The 18,631-nt window shown below is 72.6% G+C and carries 16 protein-coding genes and 2 pseudogenes; 10 read left to right on the top strand and 8 right to left on the bottom strand.

Annotated elements, in window-relative coordinates:
* Positions 1–23 precede the first annotated feature (23 nt).
* Positions 24–968 carry a non-homologous end-joining DNA ligase gene (gene ligD, locus A6A25_RS08575; RefSeq protein ID WP_073887445.1) on the top strand — a complete coding sequence of 315 codons (945 nt, stop codon included), beginning with the start codon at positions 24–26 and terminating at the stop codon, positions 966–968.
* A gap of 4 nt (positions 969–972) precedes the next feature.
* On the opposite strand, the gene A6A25_RS45305 is transcribed toward ligD, so the two are convergent.
* From A6A25_RS45305 to A6A25_RS08565, 3 genes and pseudogenes are all read right to left on the bottom strand, one after another.
* Positions 973–1,164, bottom strand: coding sequence for a hypothetical protein (locus A6A25_RS45305; protein ID WP_241828552.1), 192 nt, complete (start codon positions 1,162–1,164; stop codon positions 973–975).
* Between the two features lie 212 nt (positions 1,165–1,376).
* A pseudogene (locus tag A6A25_RS45300) lies at positions 1,377–1,793 on the bottom strand (bifunctional DNA primase/polymerase); the annotation flags it as partial.
* 122 nt (positions 1,794–1,915) lie between these two features.
* Positions 1,916–2,766, bottom strand: a pseudogene (locus tag A6A25_RS08565) (SulP family inorganic anion transporter).
* 468 nt (positions 2,767–3,234) lie between these two features.
* On the opposite strand from A6A25_RS08565, the gene A6A25_RS08560 reads away from it, so the two are divergent.
* Both A6A25_RS08560 and A6A25_RS08555 read left to right on the top strand, forming a co-directional pair.
* Positions 3,235–3,912 carry a hypothetical protein gene (locus A6A25_RS08560; RefSeq protein ID WP_143193030.1) on the top strand — a complete coding sequence of 226 codons (678 nt, stop codon included), beginning with the start codon at positions 3,235–3,237 and terminating at the stop codon, positions 3,910–3,912.
* 298 nt (positions 3,913–4,210) lie between these two features.
* Positions 4,211–5,740, top strand: a complete 1,530-nt coding sequence (locus tag A6A25_RS08555) for a vanadium-dependent haloperoxidase (protein ID WP_083668151.1) — start codon at positions 4,211–4,213, stop codon at positions 5,738–5,740.
* Positions 5,741–5,840: 100 nt separating this feature from the next.
* Here A6A25_RS08555 and A6A25_RS08550 read toward each other — a convergent pair whose 3' ends face one another.
* Positions 5,841–6,968: a hypothetical protein gene (locus tag A6A25_RS08550; RefSeq protein WP_073887442.1), complete on the bottom strand. Its 1,128-nt coding sequence runs from the start codon at positions 6,966–6,968 to the stop codon at positions 5,841–5,843.
* A 164-nt stretch (positions 6,969–7,132) separates the two neighbouring features.
* On the opposite strand from A6A25_RS08550, the gene A6A25_RS08545 reads away from it, so the two are divergent.
* Both A6A25_RS08545 and A6A25_RS08540 read left to right on the top strand, forming a co-directional pair.
* On the top strand, positions 7,133–7,675 hold the full coding sequence (locus A6A25_RS08545; RefSeq protein WP_073887441.1) for a hypothetical protein: 543 nt from the start codon (positions 7,133–7,135) through the stop codon (positions 7,673–7,675).
* Positions 7,676–7,921: 246 nt separating this feature from the next.
* Positions 7,922–8,440, top strand: a complete 519-nt coding sequence (locus A6A25_RS08540) for a hypothetical protein (protein WP_143193028.1) — start codon at positions 7,922–7,924, stop codon at positions 8,438–8,440.
* Here A6A25_RS08540 and A6A25_RS08535 read toward each other — a convergent pair.
* Entirely contained in the window at positions 8,394–9,062 is a 669-nt protein-coding gene (locus A6A25_RS08535) for an alpha/beta fold hydrolase (RefSeq protein WP_198932613.1), read from the bottom strand. The two genes, A6A25_RS08540 and A6A25_RS08535, sit on opposite strands and share 47 nt — an antisense overlap.
* Positions 9,063–9,096: 34 nt before the next feature.
* Here A6A25_RS08535 and A6A25_RS08530 point away from each other — a divergent pair, with 34 nt between their 5' ends.
* On the top strand, positions 9,097–10,731 hold the full coding sequence (locus A6A25_RS08530; RefSeq protein WP_143193027.1) for a hypothetical protein: 1,635 nt from the start codon (positions 9,097–9,099) through the stop codon (positions 10,729–10,731).
* Here A6A25_RS08530 and A6A25_RS08525 read toward each other — a convergent pair.
* Positions 10,707–12,803, bottom strand: a complete 2,097-nt coding sequence (locus tag A6A25_RS08525; RefSeq protein WP_073887438.1) for a tetratricopeptide repeat protein — start codon at positions 12,801–12,803, stop codon at positions 10,707–10,709. The two genes, A6A25_RS08530 and A6A25_RS08525, sit on opposite strands and share 25 nt — an antisense overlap.
* Before the next feature lie 194 nt (positions 12,804–12,997).
* Between A6A25_RS08525 and A6A25_RS43885 the strand changes: the two genes are divergently transcribed.
* Positions 12,998–13,390 carry an ATP-binding protein gene (locus A6A25_RS43885; RefSeq protein ID WP_083668147.1) on the top strand — a complete coding sequence of 131 codons (393 nt, stop codon included), beginning with the start codon at positions 12,998–13,000 and terminating at the stop codon, positions 13,388–13,390.
* Complete coding sequence (locus A6A25_RS43880) at positions 13,387–13,722, top strand: EAL domain-containing protein (protein WP_158073697.1); 336 nt, start codon at positions 13,387–13,389, stop codon at positions 13,720–13,722. The genes A6A25_RS43885 and A6A25_RS43880 overlap by 4 nt, the downstream gene beginning before the upstream one ends.
* Here A6A25_RS43880 and A6A25_RS08510 read toward each other — a convergent pair.
* On the bottom strand, positions 13,712–15,799 hold the full coding sequence (locus A6A25_RS08510; RefSeq protein WP_073887436.1) for a glycosyl hydrolase: 2,088 nt from the start codon (positions 15,797–15,799) through the stop codon (positions 13,712–13,714). The two genes, A6A25_RS43880 and A6A25_RS08510, sit on opposite strands and share 11 nt — an antisense overlap.
* 117 nt (positions 15,800–15,916) lie before the next feature.
* Here A6A25_RS08510 and A6A25_RS08505 point away from each other — a divergent pair, with 117 nt between their 5' ends.
* Positions 15,917–17,047 carry a GH12 family glycosyl hydrolase domain-containing protein gene (locus tag A6A25_RS08505; RefSeq protein WP_073887435.1) on the top strand — a complete coding sequence of 377 codons (1,131 nt, stop codon included), beginning with the start codon at positions 15,917–15,919 and terminating at the stop codon, positions 17,045–17,047.
* Here A6A25_RS08505 and A6A25_RS08500 read toward each other — a convergent pair.
* Positions 17,019–17,927 (bottom strand): SDR family NAD(P)-dependent oxidoreductase, encoded by a 909-nt coding sequence (locus tag A6A25_RS08500; protein WP_073887434.1) that lies wholly within the window; start codon positions 17,925–17,927, stop codon positions 17,019–17,021. The genes A6A25_RS08505 and A6A25_RS08500 overlap by 29 nt on opposite strands.
* A 99-nt stretch (positions 17,928–18,026) precedes the next feature.
* On the opposite strand from A6A25_RS08500, the gene A6A25_RS08495 reads away from it, so the two are divergent.
* On the top strand, positions 18,027–18,617 hold the full coding sequence (locus tag A6A25_RS08495; protein ID WP_073887433.1) for a TetR family transcriptional regulator: 591 nt from the start codon (positions 18,027–18,029) through the stop codon (positions 18,615–18,617).
* The last annotated feature ends 14 nt before the right edge of the window (positions 18,618–18,631 follow it).

The raw sequence follows: 18,631 nt of genomic DNA, 5'->3' as shown, positions 1-18,631 counted from the left end.
GCGATCCGGGTTAGGTTGCCCGCATGGCCGGAAAGGTGCCTTCGGTGGAGCTGGAGGTCGGGGACCGCGTGGTGCGGATCTCGAACCCGGATCGCGTCTACTTCCCCGCGCGCGGGGAGACCAAGCTCGACCTCGCCAACTACTACCTGTCGGTCGGCGACGGGATCGTGCGGGCGCTGCGGGAACGGCCGTGCATGATGCACCGCTACCCGTCCGGGGTGACCGGGGAGAAGGTGCACCAGAAGCGGCTGCCCGCCGGCGCGCCGCCGTGGGTGCGGACCGTGCGGGTGCACTTCCCCCGGTACAACCGGCACGCCGACGAGCTGTGCGTGACCGACGTGGCGGACGTGGTGTGGGCGGTGCAGATGTCGACGGTGGAGTTCCACCCGTGGAACTCGCGCAGCGCCGACACGGAGAAGCCCGACGAGTGGCGCATCGACCTCGACCCGATGCCCGACTGCCCGTTCGACCGGGTGCGGCGGGTCGCGCACGTGGCGCACGAGGTGCTGGACGAACTGGGCGCGGTGGGCTGGCCGAAGACGTCGGGCGGGTCGGGGCTGCACATCTACGTGCGGATCAAGCCGGAGTGGGGTTTCGCCGAGGTGCGGCGGGCGGCGCTGGCGTTCGCCCGCGAGGTGGAGCGGCGCGCGCCCGACGACGTGACCACGGCGTGGTGGCGGCGGGACCGCGACCCGCGCAGCCTGTTCGTGGACTACAACCAGAACGCGCGCGACCACACGATCGCCGGCGCGTATTCGGTGCGTGGCGTGCCGGAGGCGACCGTGTCCACGCCGGTGCGGTGGGACGAGATCGACTCGCTGGACCCGCGTGACTTCACCATCGCCACGGTGCCCGCCCGGTTCGCGGAGCTGGGTGACCTGCACGCCGGGATCGACGACGCGGTGTTCTCGCTGGAGCCGTTGCTGGAGTGGGCCGACCGGGACGGGGTGGACGTGCCGGACGCCTGAGGGCCTAACGCAGCACCCGGGGACGGCGGCGGCCCAGCGCGAGGCCGTTCTCGACGTGGTGCAGCGCCTCCCGCTCGGTCCAGCCCTCGATGCCGTTGTGGGGCGCGGCGGCGGCCAGCAGCACCGCCGTCGCGGTGGTCTCGTCCAGCCAGCCCGCGCCGACCAACTCGCCGAGCCGGCACGCGGCGGTGAACACGATGTGCGCGCGTCCGCCCGGCCGGGCTTCGCGGACCCGTTCCGCCTCGCTTCGACCACGGCGGCGCGGTAGGCGTCGACCCGGCGCGGCGAGGGCCGCTGGACCGGGATGGGCGGGTGCTCCGGCGGTGGTGGAGCCAGCACGGCGACCAGCCACTCGGGCGCGGGCGCGACCGGTGCGTCCCGCACCACCCGGTACCGGTGGTGGCCGACCACGGAACCGGCGGCGACCACGTACCCGCCGACGCCCCGGGTGTCGACGTGCGGGGCGATCCGGCCCACGGTGTTGCCCAGCGGCACGTCCGGCGCCTGGAAGTAGCGGTGCTCTCCCCCGCTGGGCGTCGCCACCGTGTACGTGTCGCGTGGGTCCTCCTCGCCGTGCTGCCAGGCACGGCGGGCGAACGCCTCGCGGCCGTGCGGCACGTCGAGGTCGACCACCAGCAACCCGGCCGGGCCGCAGGAGATGCCGACGTTGTAGGCGCGGCGCGACCACCAGTGCCGGATCCGGTCGCGGTCCAGGGTGGCTTCGTCGTCCCAGCCGCGCACGGCGGGCAGCTTCGCGTGCGGGCGCAGCGGCAACACGGGCCAGCCTCGTGCGGCGGCGGCCAGTGCCGCCCGGTACCTGGTCATGCTTCTTCCCCCTCGTGTCGGGCAACGGGGGAAGCGCCGCCGATCTCCAGTGTGCCGGGGCCGGGACTGCCGGTACAGGGCCACCAGGACGCCGTGCCCGGCTGTGCCCGCGGGGCTGGAGGTCAGTTGCCGAGCTTGCCGGTGAGGGTGCCGTGCAGCTGCGCGCTGTGCCGGTTGAGGCCGGTGATCTCGACGGTCTTGCCGCGGTCGGCGTACTTGGCGGTCACGGCGTCCAGCGCGGCGACCGACGAGGCGTCCCAGACGTGCGCGGCGGACAGGTCGATGACCACCCGGTCCGGGTCGCCCGCGTAGTCGAACCGGTGCGCCAGGTCGTTGCTGGAGGCGAAGAACAGCTCGCCGGTGACCGTGTAGACGACCTGGTCGCCGTCGCGCCGCGCCTCCACCGCCGCCACGCGCGCGACCCGGCGGGCGAACACGGCCAAGGCCGCGACCGAGCCGACGACCACGCCGATGGCCAGGTTGTGCGTGGCCACCACCACCGCGGACAGCCGCGGGAACAGCACCATCACCACCAGCGCGCCGACCACCAGCGGGTAGACCGGCCACGGCACGTCCACCAGCTCGGGCACCTGGGCGAGGAAGATCAGGATGGCCAGTGCGTTACGAAACCGACCATCACCGACCGCGGCACGAACCGCATGAGCCCGGCCACGCCCAGCGCACCGAGGAGCACCTGGACGAACCCGCCCAGGATGACCGCGGCCAGCAGGTACCCGAGACCGTGGTCGTGCACGAGGGGCGCCACGACCAGGGCGACCGCGCCGGTGGCCGCCGAGATCATCGCCGGGCGCCCGCCGACGACCGAGATGACCACGGCCATGGTGAAGGACGCGAACAGGCCGACGCTCGGCGCGACCCCGGCGATGATCGAGAACGAGATGGCTTCCGGGATCAGCGCCAGCGCCACCACCAGCCCGGCCAGGACCTCGGTGCGCAGGACTTTCGGGTTCAGCCAGGCCGGGCGGCGGGGGTTCGGGTTCGATGCGGAGGGGTTCACGGCCACCTGTAGGGACTCGGGCACGCTCCGTTGGGTGCGCGGGTGTGGGCCGCCGGGGGTGCGGCGGTCGGTGAGGTTCGGGTGGACGGCCCGCTACGGCGGGCAGGACAGGGCACGAGGCGGGATGGGCACGCGTCGCTGCTCCTGTTCCGGAGGGGGATTCGGCACCGGGACGTCGTCGACACCGGTCGCGGGGGTGGGCCGAGCCTCACCACCGGTGGAAATCCTACCTTGGCGCACGGCATGGTGGTCGGGCGGTTCGGCCGCGGACCGGGTCGCACTGGGCGTTCTGCCCGAATGTGCCTTGCTCCGAACACCACGAAGCGATCTTGTGGACGGCGCCCGCGGGGGACGCCTAACCTCGCGATCAAGCGCTGCCCGGGGAGCGGCGCGCTGGGGAGAAGCAGCAGTAGGGGGAGCACCTTGTCTCAAGACCTTCGTTCGGAGTACGCCAGACCCGCGTCCGCGCCACACCGCCGGACCACCGCCCAGCTGATCGCCGGGGAAGCCGAGATCGCCGCCTTACGCCGCGAACTCGTCCGCGAAGCCCGACGTGAGTGCCGAAGGGTCAGCGCGCACGACGGCGACACACCGGTGCTCGACCGGGACCTCGGTCCCTTGATCGGGGTACGCCGCCGCAACATCTGCACCAAGGAGGCCATCGAGCACGAAGAAACCGGTGAGCTGATCGCCCGCGCCATCGCCGACGGCGAGGAGTACCGGCTCACCCGCGAGGACCCGCCCACCGATCTGCTGATCGCCGACGACGTGGCCCTGGTCTGCCTGGACGCCAACGGCGAGTCGGGCGCGGTGCTGGTGCACGCGCCGCACATGGTGTCCATGCTCGCCGACTACTTCGAACTGCTGTGGGCCAAGGCCGTCCCCCTCGGCGGCGAGGATGACGGCACCGGGCCGCTGCCCGCGGTGCAGCGGCGGATCCTGCGCCTGGCGTCGCAGGGGTTCAAGGACGAGTCCATCGCCCGCATCCTGGGCGTCAGCTCGCGCTCGGTCCGCCGGAACATGGAGAAGCTGGCCGTGCGCGCGGGCGCCAGCAACCGCCTCACGCTCGGTATCGCGGCCGCTCAACTCGGCTGGATCTGACGACCGCACCACCACGGAACCGGACTCGGCCACTGGCCGGGTCCGGTTCCGCGCGTTACCGGCCCGATTCCACGTCACCGCTCTCAGTCGCCGGCCGCTTCCGGTCGGTGTCCGCTTCGCCCTCCCCGGCGACGGCCGCCGCGGACGATGCTCGTGATCACGGCGATCAAGTCGCCGTGCACCTCAGCCGGCAGGGGCCCGGCACCCGTCGTCGACCACGCACCCTCGGCGCTCGCGCGCCCTGGGTCTGTTCAGGCGTGCCCGGTGGGCGACGAGAGGTGCGTGACGGAGGAGTGAGATGAGTCGTTCGACGGCGAGACGTCGGCTCGGCCTCGTGGCCGTGACGACGCTGGCATTTGGTGGCACTCTCGGTGGTCTGGTCCAGCCCGCGGTCGCGGCGCCGGCCTCCGACCCGGTCCTGTACTGGAACGACGTCCTGCTGCAGACCTACCGCGAGGTCGGCGGGGCTCCCGGCCCGTTGGCCCGTGGCGGTGCGATGGTGCACGCCGCCATCTACGACGCGGTCAACTCGATCACCACGACCGGTCAGCCCTACGTCTACAAGACCGAGGCCGCGGGTGCCTCGGTGACGCACGCCATCGCGCACGCGGCGCACGACACGCTGACCGCGGCGTTCCCCGGCGTCGACTTCACCGACGAGCTCGCGGGCGCGCTCGCCGGAGCGGGTTCGGACACCGGCAACGGCACCGGTGTGGGCAAGGCGGCCGCGGCCGCGATGATCTCCGCACGCGCCAACGACGGCTCGGACGACAACACGCCCTACACGGCCGGCACCGAGCCGGGCTACTGGCGGCCCACCGGTTCCGGTCAGGCCGCGACGCCGAACTGGGGCAAGGTCAAGCCGTTCACCATGACGTCCGGCTCGCAGCACCGGCCACCGCTGCCCGCCGGGTACTCCAGCATGTCGGCGCTGCTGGCCAGCCCCGAGTACGCCGCCCAGTTCACCGAGGTGCGGGAATACGGCAAGAAATCGTCCCACGTCCGCACCCCGGACCAGACGCAGGCCGCGCACTTCTGGGCCAACGACCTGGACGGCACCTACAAGCCGCCGGGCCAGCTGTTCGAGCACACCCAGATCGTGGCCGAGCAGCGCGGGCTGGGCACCGCGGCCAAGGCGCGGCTGTTCGCGCTCGTCGGCCTGGCCATGGGTGACGCGGGCATCGTCGCCTGGGACGCGAAGTACCAGACCGACATCGACCTGTGGCGGCCGGAAACCGCGATCGCGCAGGCCGAGCACGACGGCAACCCCGACACCCACGTGCACACGACGTGGCACCCGCTGTCCAAGGACCGCAACGGCGTGCCGTTCTCGCCGCCGTTCCCCGCCTACACCTCCGGGCACGCGACGTTCGGCGGCGCGTGGGCGGGCGCGATGAGGTCGTTCTTCGGCACCGACGACATCTCGTTCACCGCCACCACCGAGGACCCGCACGCGGTCGGCGTGACCCGGACGTTCCCCAGCTTCACCGCCGCCGCGCGGGAGAACGCCCTCAGCCGCGTCTACCTGGGCGTGCACTTCCGGTTCGACGGTGAGAACGGTGTCGCGTCCGGCCAGGCGATGGCCGAGAGCGCGGCCGCCCGGTTCGTGCGCGGCGCGGGCACGGCCAACGCGGCCGTGATCAGCTGCTCGTTCGCCGACATCCACAAGACCTACGACAACGGGCAGCTCAAGGACTTCCTGGTCTCGACGACCCGGGACCAGGCGGTGAGCGTGCACTTCTCCAGCAGCGACGGCGGGGCGCACTACTCCACGGTCAACGGGCGCACCGGCTGGATCTCCAGCGAGTGCGTGCGGTTCTTCAGCTGATACGGCTGACCTGGCCGACAGGGCCGACACCGTGAACACCTGACACGGTGAGGAAGACGGCGGGTGGCGGACCTCGACGGGTCCGCCACCCGCCGGCGTGTCAGCCGAGCGCCGCGATCGTGGCCCGGCAGCCGCCGTAGCAGAAGCCGCCGACCCGGAAGTACCGCCCGGTCGACCACGCGGTCGCCGTGCCGGGCACCGCGGTGATGCCGCGCATCGAGCTGTGCGCCAGGCCTTCCGGGGACTCCGTGCGCCAGTCCCCCGCCAGGTGGTGGCCGAGGAACGGCATCGACTCGCACCCCACCTTGGTCTCACCGGCCACCCACAGGCCGCCGCGCCCGTCGTCGGCCGCCGCGTTGATCCTGGTCCCGGCGGCGGCGAGCGGCATCTTCACCTCCGTCCACGCGCTACCGGTCCAGCTCACCGCCAGCGGGCGGCCGTCCGCCCGGCCCACCGCCCACACCCCGGTGCCCGTCGCGACCACGTCGGTCAGCTCGACCTGGTGCGCGCCGAAGGTCGGCACCGGCACCTCGCGCCACGCGACACCGTTCCAGCGCCACGACACCCCTCGGGACGCGGCACCGGCGAGCCCGCCGTCCGTGCCGACGGCCCACACGTCACCGGCCGAAGTACCGGACACGCCCTTGGCCCCGGCGTACGTGCCCGCCGACGGCAGGGCGAACCGCTCCAGCGCGGTGCCGTTCCAGCGGTGCGCGACCGGGCGCCGGGTCAGGCCCGAGCCTTCCCGACCCACCGCCCAGCCCGTGCTGTCGGACCCGAACGCGACATCGGACAACCGGGCCTGCTCACCGTTCGGCACGACGCCGACGGCCTTCGTCCACACACCGCCGCGCTGCGCCAACAACAGCGGCCGCATGGCGCCGGAAACCCAGTCCTGGCCCGCGGCGAGCACCCCGCCGCCACGCGCGTGCACGCCGAACAGCGCCGAGTAGCCCGTCCGCTCCGGCAGGCCTTCCTCGTGCCGCCACGCCGAGCCGTCCCAGCGCAGCAGGATCAGCCCGCCTGCGCTCTCACCCATACCGACGGCGTAGGCCAGGTCCGGCCCGACCGCGCTGACGTCCTCCAGCAGGTACTCCAGCCCCGATTCCGGCGCCGCGACCCGCGTCCAGCCACCGGTGTCCGCGGCCGCCGTCGCGGTCGTCGCGAGCACGCCGAGCGCGGCCGCCACCGCCGTCGCCTTCCAGTTCACGCCCACCATCACCTCCATGTGATCATGCCGTGACCGAGTGTGGTGAGCTGATCGGTCCGCCGGGAAGGGCGGCGCGGTGACGGTAAGAAGGCGGTAAGGACGACCCGGGCGTCATCCCTTCGGGGAGTGATCCGGCGGTCCGCGACCGATAACATCGGTTCCAGGGGGCGTCATGGATCGCAATGAGGTTCGTCATGGCGGACGGTGACCTCGTCGAGAGATTCGCGCGTCGACTGCGGTTGTTCGACTCCAACGCCGACGGCATCGTGCGGCGGCGGGACGTGGTGGCGGTGGCCGAGCGGCTGGTCCGGGCGTTCCGCGTGGACGGCCAGTCGATCGGGGCGGAGCGGATCCGCACCGCCTACGAGATGTTGTCGTTGTCGCTGCTCGCCGACTTCGGCGACCTGGCCCGGGACGAGGTCGCGGTACCCGGGTTCACCGCGGCGCTGGCCGCCGATCCCGCCCGGATGGCGGGTCTGGGCCGCCGGATCGCCCGCACCGACGCGTTGGCCGTGCGCGAGTGCCTCGCGCCGATCGGTGACGCGGTGAAGGCCGAGCACGTCGCCGAGGTGATCGTGGTGCTCGGCGCGCACCCCGGCCACCAGCCGGTGATCCAGCAGGCGCTGGAACGCGACGGCGCGCTGATCCGGCTCGCCACCGCGATCCGCCCGTTCGCCGACCACTTCACCGGTTCCGGCTACCCGGCCCTCTACGGCCGCCCCTGAGGTCGCGGGCGCGCCGGAGTCCGACGACCGGTACGACGCGGTCGACGAGCGGACCACGCACATCCCGACCGCCCCGCGTTCCCGGCCGCACCGCGGGGCAAGGCGGTGCTGGACGTCGCGGCCGGGATGGTCTCGGTGGGCGGGCGCGGCGAGGAGTTCCCGGGGCCCCCGCGGCGCACCCGGGGTTCGCGGTCCTCGCCGACTGATCCGGCGCCGCGCTGTCGGACCCGGGTGGCAGGATTCCCCGTGACCGTTCCCGCAGTGCTGCGCACGCTGGCCCGGCTCAGCGCGTCCGAGCAGCCGCAGCGGGTGCAGCTCGACCTGACCCGGACGGCCGGGCTGGTGTGGTTGGGCGCGGACGAGTCCGCGTGGCGAGCCCTCACCCTCGACCAGGACCCGCCCACCGAGCCGCCGACGCCGTGGACCGCGCGGCCGGACCAGCGGGCGACGGTCGACCGGTTGGCGTCGTTCGACGCGTTGCACCAGGAAGACCGGCTGCTGCGGCTCGGCTGGGCGTTCCTGTGCGGACCGGCGACCGTGGGCGGCCAGCGCAGGCGGGTGTGCTTGCCGCTGGTGTCACGGCCGGTCCGGCTGCGGCCGGCGGGGCGGCGCGGGTACGTGTTCCAGGTCGCCGGTGACGTCGGCGTGTTCCCCCTGCAGGCCGACTGGTCCCAGGCGGCGGAGTTGGAGACGCGGCTGACCAGGGACCACGAGTGGATCACGGCGGTGTTGGCCGCGAGCGGGTTTCGAAACCCCACGGGTTGACGTAGGCGAGGTCGTCGTCGATCGACGCGGCCGGGCCGGCCTGCACCGCCGGGCCGACCACTTCGTTGAACCACGACCAGTCGCCGTGCAGCGCGGCGAGGTCGGCCTCGGTGAACTCCGGGTCGTACACGACGCCCGACGCCTCGAACCGCTCCTTCACCGCCCGCCCGGCCTCGGCCGCGCGCAACGACGCCACCCCGGACGCCGCCATGCCCGCGAACCAGTCGAGCCCGTCCGCGTCGCGCGGCGCGAGCCCGGCCACGCTGACCACGCCGAGCACCCGTTGCGGCGACAACGCGCCACACGCCAGGGCGTGCGGCCCGCCGCCGGAGTGCCCGAACACCGCGAACCGGTCGATGCCCAACTCGTCGGCGACCGCGGCGGCGCAGGTGGCGGCGGACGCGACGGTCCGGTCGGGCAGCGGCGTCGACCCGCCGTAGCCGGGGCGGTCGTAGGACACCCAGCGCAGGCCGAGCCGTCGGGCGGCGGCGAAGAGCGGCACGGGCGGTGCGCCGATGTTCGGTGTGCCGTGGTGCCAGAAGACGGCCAGGTCGCCGGTGCCGGTGTCGTACGCGTGCAGCGTGCGGCCGTCGTCCAGCCGGAGGTCGATCTCCTTCACCACGGATCGAGCCTAACAGCGGTTAAGATCGCGCCTCGTGTTCGCGACCGGTTGGGCCACTCGTCGAGCCGAGAGACTCGTGCTCGGCGTCGTCCACAACGTGACGTCGGCGACGCGCCTGTTCGACGTCCTGCCGCTGGTCGCCACCGACCCGCGGATCCAGGTGCTGTTCACCTGCACCGGGTCGTCCGCGTTCACGCCCGGCACGGCCGAACACCTGGCCGACCTCGGCGTGCAGGCGATCGACTGGGCGCAGGCCGAGCGGACGCCGTTCGACCTGGCCATCGCCTCCAGCTACGGCGGTCCGCTGGAACGGCTGAACGCACCGCTCGCCGTATTGCCGCACGGAATGGGATACAATAAATATCTGAAACCGGAAACCGGAAACCGGAAACCGGAAACCGGAAACCGGAAACCGGTTTTCGGGTTGTCTCCCGAATGGCTGACCCACGACGGCCGGCTGATCCCGTCGAGCGTGATCCTCTCGCACACCGAGCAGCTGGACCGGCTCCGGCTGAGCTGCCCGCAGGCCGTTCCGGCCGCGGTCGTCGCGGGTGATCCGTGCTTCGACCGGATGCTGGCCGGCGTCCCGCTTCGCGCGACGTACCGGGCCGCTTTGGGTGTCCGGTCCGGTCAGCGGTTGGTGGTCGTGTCCTCGACGTGGGGGCCCGGCAGCCTGTACGACCGGGCGGCGGACGTGGTGCGTCGGCTGCGCCTGGAACTCCCGCTGGACGAGTACCGGATCGCGTTGGCGCTGCACCCGAACACGTGGTTCGGCCACTCGCCGTGGCAGGTCGGGATGTGGCTGGACGAGTGCGCACGGGCCGGGGTCGTGGTGCTGCCACCGGAAGAGGGGTGGCGTGCCGCGCTGGTCGCGGCCGATGTCGTGGTCGGCGACCACGGGTCGGTGACGTTCTACGGCGCGGCCTTGGGTCGGCCGGTGCTGCTCGCCGCCGCCGCGCCGGACGCCGTCGACCCCGCGTCGGCAGTGGGTCGGTTCATCGACAAAGCCGATCACCTGGCCCTCGACCGTCCGCTGCGCGACCAGCTCGACGCCGCCCGGATGAGCGACGAGCTCGCCGGGATCGCCGCCCTGGTCAGTTCGGTGCCGGGACGGGCGGCGCCGTTGTTGCGCACCGAGTTCTACCGGCGGCTGCGGCTGGACGAACCGCCGGAGGAGCCGGAGGTGCGCACGGTTCCCGTCGCCCGGGTGCCCACCGCGCCGGTGGTGCACCAGTGGGTCACGGTCGAACTCGACGCGCCCGACCGGGCCCGGGTGGTCCGCTTCCCCGTCGACCTCCGTCGAGCCTCACCACCGGACGGCCACCTCGTGGTGGGCGTGGACACCCCGAGCGCCGTGGTGCTGGAGAGCGCGGAGATCGTCGTCCAGGACCACGCCGGTGACGCTCGGCGGTGGATCGCGGCGACGCTCGACGCGTTGCCCGGTCTCGGCTCGGCGTCGATGCCGGACGAGACCGGGCGCTGGCTCGTCGGCACGCGTGACGGCGCGCTCCTGGCGTTCACCGGTCCCTCACCGGCGGGACGGGTGTGGGCGTCGGTCGTGCACGCCTGGCAGCTCGCGGCCGTGGCGTTCCCGGCACGCGTCACCGTGACGCTGGGCGGCGAGGAGTTCACCGCCGAGGTGCGTCAGCTCACCGCGGCCAACCGCTGAGCGGTGCGGTTCATCGCGGTGACGAACCCGTGCTCGGCGTACAGCGCGATCGCCTGCTCGTAGTACGCCTTCGCGGCGTCACCGGTCTCCAGGTCGCCGAGCGCGTCGAGCACCTGGGCGTGGTCGAACGGCCAGTTCTGCTCGGCCGTGATCGCCCTGGCCTGCTCCAGCCGTTCCCCGGCCTGGGAGGTCAGCCCCGAGGCGCCGAGCTTGAGCCCCTGCCACAGCATGATCTTGGCGAAGTTGCGCGGCTCCGGCGTGGCCAGCCCGCGGAAACCCGCCAACGCCTGGTCGAGCAGCACGACGGCCGCCGCCGGCGGTTCCGCCTTGGCCAGGTGGAACCGCGCCAACGCGATCCGGCGGGGATCACCGACCGACTCGGCCAGCTCCAGGTTCCGCCGCAGCACGGCCCGCGCCTCGTCCGGCTCGTCCCGCGCCAGTCGCACCAGCCCGGCGCACTCCACCGCGGTCGCCTCCGCCTCGACGTCGCCCGCCCGCCGCGCGAGGTCGATCGCCGAAGCGCAGGCGGCCAGCGCCGCGTCGGTGTCGCCGAGGTGCAGGTGGGCGAACCCCATCTGGGTCAGCAGCACCGCCCGCACCACGTCGCCGCCCACGTGCTCCGCCGCGCGCACCCCGAGTTCGTCTACCGCCAGCAGGTCGTCGTAGTACTTGCCCGGCTCGTACAACGCCCACAGCACCAGGCCGAGCACCACGACCGCGTCGAGCGCACCGTCCTCATAGGACGCGGTCGCCACGGCACGCAGGTTCGCCCGCTCGCGTTCCAGCCACCCGCGCGGATCGGCCTCGGCGACGTGCCCCGCTCGCGGCCGGACGTCGGGGAACAGCCTGCCCCGCCACACCCGCTGCCCCATCACCGCGGCCTCGGCGGTGACCGCGCCGGTGACGTAGAAGTCGGTCAACCGCCGCCGCACGGCGTCGCGCTCGGACCGGTCGACCACCTCGCCGATCCGCGCCGCGTGCCCGCGCACGAGGGTGTGCACGAGCAGCCGACCGGCGACCGGGTCCTCCGCCACCCTCAGCGACACCAGCTCGCGCACCGCGCCCCGGACCTTCGCCTCACCGAGGCCCAAGCCCGCGGCCAGGGCCGCCACCGACACGTCACCGGTGCCCGGGTGCGCGCCCAACGCCCGGTAGACGGCCTGCGCCTGAGGGCTCAGCCGCGCGTACGTGGCGTCGAACAAGGAGCCCACCGTCGGCTCGTCGCCGACCGCCACGGCCGTGATCCCGCCGTCCGGGTCGGCCAGCTCCTCCAGCAACTCGGCCACCGACAGCGCAGGCTGCTCGGCGAGCATCCCACCGACCAGGCCCAACGCCACGGGCAGACCCGAGCACAGCTCCAGCACCGCGGCCAGCGCGTCCGGGTCGTCCCGCACCCGGTCGCCGGCGAACTGGCGCAGCAGCTCCACCGCCATGTCCGGTTCCAGCGGGTCGATGTCGATCAACGTGGCCCGTTGCCGCGCCAGCACCCCGAACGCGCCGTGACCGGTGACGACCACGACCGAACCACCGGGGCCGGGCAGCAGGGAGCGGACCTGGGCGGGCGAGACGACGTCGTCGAGGAACACGGCCAGCGACAGCCCGTGCGTGACCGACCGGAACATCGCCGCCCGCGACGCCAGGTCCGCGGGCAGGTTCCCGCGTTGCACGCCCAGCGACACCAGGAACTCGCCCAGCACCTCGCGCGGCGCGACCTGCTGATCGCTCCACGCGCCGAGCGTCGCGTACAGCTGCCCGTCGGGGAACCGGTCGCGCACGTCGTGCAGCCAGGACGTGGCCACGGTCGACTTGCCGCTCCCCCGCGGCCCGAGCACGACCTTCACCACCGGCTCGTCCAGCGGCGGCCGGTCGGCGAGTCCCCGCTCCAGCTCCGCCAGCACGCGCACCTGGTTGAGCAGGTCGATGCGCGGCGGTAACTGGCGCGGCACCCTCGTGGCCGGCCACCGGACGTCGACACCGTGGAAGTGCACGCCGCCGTGGACCGCGCCGGCCTGCACCACGGTCTCGGCCGACCCGCTGAACTCGTTGCGCGCCGACCGCTGTTCGCCGACCACCCGTGACCTCCCACGTCGAGGGCAAGATCGTCGGGCCAGCCTACCGATCGCGCTCACGACGCGCGGCCGGTTCGCTACCGAACGTCAGGCCGCGTCGTGATCGGAAAAAGTGGCGGGTTCGTGGTTTGGCGCGTCCGCCGAACGGTTACCTCGTGCGTGCGCCTTGAGCCGACAGGGTGCCGAAGGAGCGTGCCGTGAACATGGTGGACCTGCCTGACGACGGGCTCGACCTGGCGTTGGGCGATGTCCGAACACCCGACGGCATCGCCGGTTGGGTGTGGCAGGTCGCCTACGAGATGGACGAACGACGCGCGACCGACCTGGCGCAGATCGCGGCGGAGCTGGTCGGCAACGCGCGCCGGCACGCCGAAGGGCCGTGGCGGGTGCGGTTGCTGCGGGTGGACGAGCGGCACGTCGTGCGGGTCGAGGTGGAGGACCGCAGCCCGAGCCTGCTGCCCGTGCTGGGCAGGCCGGACGACCCGACCGCGGGCAACGGGCTGCTGCTGGTCAACCGGCTGTCCGTGCGCTGGGGGTTCGACCACCACGAGGACCGCAAGGTGGTGTGGGCGGAGGTGCCGGTCGGGTGACGTGGCGGTCGTACCTGGGTTACCTGGCCGAGGACGGGGTCGGGCTGGAGGTGGAGGACTTCACCGCCACGCCGGACGACCTCGTGCGCCTGCTCGACGGCATGCCGGTGCGAGCGGTGCGGGTGGTCCAGTCGCTCGCGGCGCGGCCGGGTTCGGAGGTGGCGCGGGCGCCGGCCGGTGTGCTGGAGGTGGTGCGTGACGCCGGCGTCGGCTTGACCGCCGCCGGCGTCACGACCCCCGAACAAGCCCGGTGGTGGCGGGAAGTGGGTGCGGACACCGCGTCCGGTCCCCTCTACGCTCCCGCCGGTCCACCGGACGTGATCACCCGATAGCGCAAGTCAACGCAGGCGCTGTCGGGGAGCCGCTGGCGAGGTAGCCGAAGGTGGTGCTCTCCCCCGGCTTCACGGCCGCGTTCCACGCGACGTTCTTCGCCGTCGCGGTCGTGCCGTCGGTGCTGATGGTCGCGCCCCAGGCGTGCCGGACGTGCCCGTTGGTGAACGGCCAGGTCACCTGCCAGCCCGCGGACGGCGAGTTCTCCTGGTGCCGCAGGGTGATCTCGACGTGGTACCCGGTGCCCCACTGCGCCACCACTCGGTAGGTCGCGGTGCAGTCGCCCGGGGTCTTCTTGAAGTCGGGCAGCTCGTCGAGCGTGATGACGTCGGCGTGGTCGTAGACGCGTTGGACGAAGTCGCGCGGGTTGACCACGCCGTCCTGGATGAAGTGCCCGGACCAGGTGACGAACCACGACCAGCGGGCCTCGTAGGCGCGGACCAGGTCGGGGTCCGGGATGGAGCCGACCTCGCCGAGCGCGACCAGCTTCTTGTCGCCGCCCAGCTCGACCAGGCGCTCGTAGGGGCCGATCACCGGGCCGTGGTCGCCCTGGGGCGGGTAGGAGTCCATGCTGACGACGTCGACCACGTCGGCACCGGGGTACCAGTCGGGTGAGATCGAGTTCCACACCCAGATCAGGTTGTGCAGCTCGTGGTGGTTCACCAGGCGGTCGTGCAGGAGGCGGTAGAGCTGCTTGGCGGGTTCCGCGCCCTTGGCGCCCCACCAGAACCAGCCGCCCTCGGCTTCGTGCAGCGGGCGCCAGAGCACGGGGACCTCGGCGTCGGCGAGGCGCTTGAGCTGCACCGCGATGGCGTCCATGTCGCGGATCAGCAGCCGGTAGTCGGTCGAGGTCGGGTCGGCCAGCGCGGCGGCCAGGTCGAACGTGGTGGCGTCGGTGTAGAAGCCGCGCCACCACTCCTTGCCCGGCTGGTCGATCAGGCCGGACGGGGCGTTCCAGTGCCAGGCCAGGGTGACGATGCCGCCGCGGGTGTCGTAGGCGAGGGCGTGGTCGACGTCCCGGCCGACGGTGCCGCGTTCGACCCGGCTGGGCGAGTAGTCCATGAGGTCGTAGCCGCCGATGGCGGGTGCCTTGCCGAGGTTCTGCTCGACCCAGTCGATGCTCGCCTGGTCCTGCTGGCCGGAGAGGATCGTGTGGCCGTAGTTGTCGGCCAGGTAGCGCATGAGGCCCTTGGCCTCGGCGGTGGCGGCCGGGTCGGTGAGCGCGCCGGTGACCTGGTGCGGGCCGCGCGGCGCGCTGGGCGTCACCTTGATGGCGTCGATCAGGTACCAGCCCCAGTTGTTGGTGATGGTGACCGTGTTGTCGCCGGGGACCAGCAACACCTTGCCCGCGGAGATGGTGGTGAAGGTGGGGTGTTCGGGGAACGAGACGTCGCCGAGACCGCTGCCGTTGAGCGCGAGTGACGCGGTCTTCGCGCCGTACGGGGTGGCGTAGAAGATGGCGAGGTCGTGCAGCCCGCCGGGGCTGTCGGGGATGGTCATGGTGACGCTGTCGGTCGCCTGGTCGAACCCGCCGACGTAGCCGCGGCCGGAGAAGCCGGCGACGCCGGACTGGACCACGGTGCCGTTCAGCACGCCGTCCTCGGCTTCGTGCACGCCGGGCGCGGGAGGTGCGCTCGGCGCCACCTTGACCGCGTCGATCAGGTACCAGCCCCAGGCGGTGGTGAACGTGAGCGTGTTGTCGCCCTCGGCCAGGACGAGCTTGGCGCCGGTGGCCTCGGTGAAGGTGGCGCTCTCGGCCAGGGCGACCTCGCCGATGGAGGTGCCGTTGAGGGAGACGGCGGTCTGCTTGGGGCCGTACGGGGCGGCGTAGCGGACGGTGAGGTCGTGCAGCCCGCCGGGGCTGTCCGGGATGGTGATCGTGACGCTGTCGGCGGTCTCGTCGAAGCCGGTGACGTAGCCGGTGCCGGAGAAGCCCTCGACGCTCGCCTCGACCACGGTGCCGGACAGGGCTCCCGTCTCCGCCTCGATCCACTCGGCCGAGGCGGTCGGCGGCGTGGAGGCGGCAGCCGGTGGCGCGAGCGCCAGGGCTATCAGCGAGACGAGCAGCAACAACCTCACGTCGTTTTGTCCCTTCACCGTCGTTGGCCCGGGCGCTAACCTCGTCCCCAGTGCGTTCTGGGAGCGCTCCCAGAAGCATAGGCCGCACGACACGTACAACAAAGGAGTTGTTCGTCAATGCATCCACGAGTTCCCCGACTGGCCGCCCTGGGGCTGGCCGTCGCCGGGTTGGTGGCCGGGCTTGCGGTCGCCGTCAGCCCGCCGCAGGCCTCCGCCGCGACCACCATCTGCGAGAAGTACGGCTCCACGAAGATCCAGGGCGGCAGGTACGTCGTCCAGAACAACGAGTGGGGCGCGAACGACGGTCAGTGCATCAGCGTCTCCGACACCGGGTTCACCATCACCGCCGGCAACCACAACGTGCCGACCAACGGCGCACCGGCCGGCTACCCGTCGATCTACGCGGGCTGCCACTACGGCAACTGCTCGTCGGGCAGCGGGTTGCCGTTGCAGGTCAGCCGGATGGGGTCGGTGACGAGCAACGTCAGCTACTCGACGGCGAGCGGCTACTGGAACGCCGCGTACGACCTCTGGTACGACCCGAACCCGCAGCAGTCCGGGCAGAACGCGGCCGAGCTGATGATCTGGGGCAACCACCAGGGGCCGATCCAGCCGATCGGCAGCAGGGTCGGCACGGCGTCGCTGGCGGGCGCCACGTGGGACGTGTGGATCGGCAACATCGGCTGGAACGTGATCTCGTACGTCCGGCAGCAGAAGACGAACTCGCTGAACCTGAACCTGACCGAGTTCACCAACGACGCGGTGCGCCGCGGGCAGGTGCAGACGGGCTGGTACATGACCAGCGCCCAGTTCGGCTTCGAGCCGTGGCAGGGCGGCCCGGGGTTGGCGGTGAACTCGTTCGGGTTCAGCGCGTCCGGTGGCACGAACACCTCGACGTCCACCACCACGACGACGTCGTCGCAGAACAACGGGCCGGTGTCGTGCCGGGCCACGCACCGCGTCACCAACTCGTGGAACAGCGGGTTCACCGCGGAGGCGACCATCACCAACACCGGCTCCGGGCAGGTGTCGAACTGGCGCGCCACCTGGACCGCGCCGTCGGGCGTGACGGTGACCAGCGGGTGGAACGCGACGGTGAGCCAGAGCGGTTCGACCGTCACGGCCACCGCGCCGAGCTGGGCGCCCAACCTCGCGCCCGGGCAGAGCGCGACCGTCGGGTATCAGGCCACCGGGTCGTCCTCGGGTACGCCCGGCGGGTTCACGCTGAACGGCGTGGCGTGCGGGTAGCGCCGTCCGCGGTGAGCCCGCACAGTTCGTCGGCGACGGCCCACAGCTCCTCCTCGCGCCGCTCGTCGTAGGACTCCGACGATGACGGGATCACCTCGCCCCGGCTGATGTAGGAACCGCTCTCGCCGGGGCGGGGCCCCGTCATCGTCTCCGCCAGCAGTCGACCCGCCTTGTCCGCGGTGGTCGCGATCGGGAGGGTGACCAGGGCTTTGCCGACCGCCCGGAACGCGGCCCGCCCGAACCGGCCCGCGTCGCGCGACAGCTCCGTGTCGGGCACCAGGCCGGGGTTGTAGGAGTAGACGTCCACGCCCTCGGGCAGCCGGCGCCGCAGCGCGTGGACGAGGTAGATCACGCCGAGCTTGCTGGTGGCGTACGCCCGCCTGCCCTCCCGGCCGCCGCCCGCGCGCGGCTTGGCCAGCTCGCGCGGGTCGCTCCAGCGGGGCGGCGGGATCAGGCCCATGCTGTTGTGCGCGCTGTCGTGCACGTCGCTGCCGACGACGATGACGCGCGCCGGGCTCGTGAAGCGCGGGCGGAGCAGGTTCAGCAGCAGGTGGTAGGCGAGGACGTTCACACCGAAGGTCATCTCGATGCCGTCGGCGGTGCGCTTGCCTGTGGTGGCCATCTGCAGGCCCGCGTTGCCGAGGAACCCGTCGAGCGGCCGGTCGACCTCGGCCGCGGCGCGCCGGATGTCGGCGAACGACGCCAGGTCGCAGATCACCTCGGAGACGTTGTCGTTGCCCGTGCTCGCGGTCAGTTCGGCGGCCAGGCCGGGCCTGCGGTTGACCACGAGCAGGTGCTGGTCCGGGTGGTGGCGCAGGAGGTGCTCGGCGGCCTCGCGGCCGAGGCCCCGGCTGGCGCCGGTCATCAGTGTCGTGCCCATGGTGGCTCCTGGTCCGTTCTGCCGATCGTGCCGGTACGTGGTGCGAACTGGTACTCAGTACCGTACCGGACTTCGTACCGGGCCGCTATGCTGAGGCCCATGCCGACGTCGGAACCGCTGCCGCTGCGCGAGCGCAAGCAGCAGCGTGCGCGGGAACAGATCGTGACGGCGGCGTTCGAGCTGTTCGCCGAGCGCGGGTTCGCCGCGGTGACGGTCACCGACATCGCCGAACGGGCCGAGGTGGGCCGGACGACGTTCTTCCGCTACTTCGGCGACAAGCAGGAGGTCGTGTTCTCCGACGAGCAGGCGATCGTCGAGAAGGCGACCACGCGGTTCCGGGCCGCGCCGCCGGTCACCGACCTGGCGGGCGCGGTGGCGCAGCTGCGCGCGATCGCGGTGGAGCTGTGCCGGGAACTCACCGTGGACGGCGAGCACTACCGCCGGCACGAGCGGTTGCTGCGCGAGAACCCCGAGCTGCGGGACCGTTCGGGGCGGAAGTTCGCCGGGCTCCGCGACGTCTTCCGCGCCACCCTGCTCGACCGCGGCGCGTCCCCCGAAGTGGCCGTGCTCGCACCCCAGGTCGCGCTGGCGTGTTACGCGGCAGGCAACGCGCTGGCGGACGGTGATCCGGATCGGTTGGCCGGTGCGGTCGATGACGCGTTCGGACGGTTGCGCGGGTTGGCGAGGTAGGAGATCGCACCGAG

Origin of the sequence: Saccharothrix sp. CB00851, from assembly GCF_001905065.1 — a bacterium.
Classification (GTDB): domain Bacteria; phylum Actinomycetota; class Actinomycetes; order Mycobacteriales; family Pseudonocardiaceae; genus Actinosynnema.
Note: the sequence above shows the minus strand (reverse complement) of the source record. Positions and strands in the feature narration are given on the sequence as shown.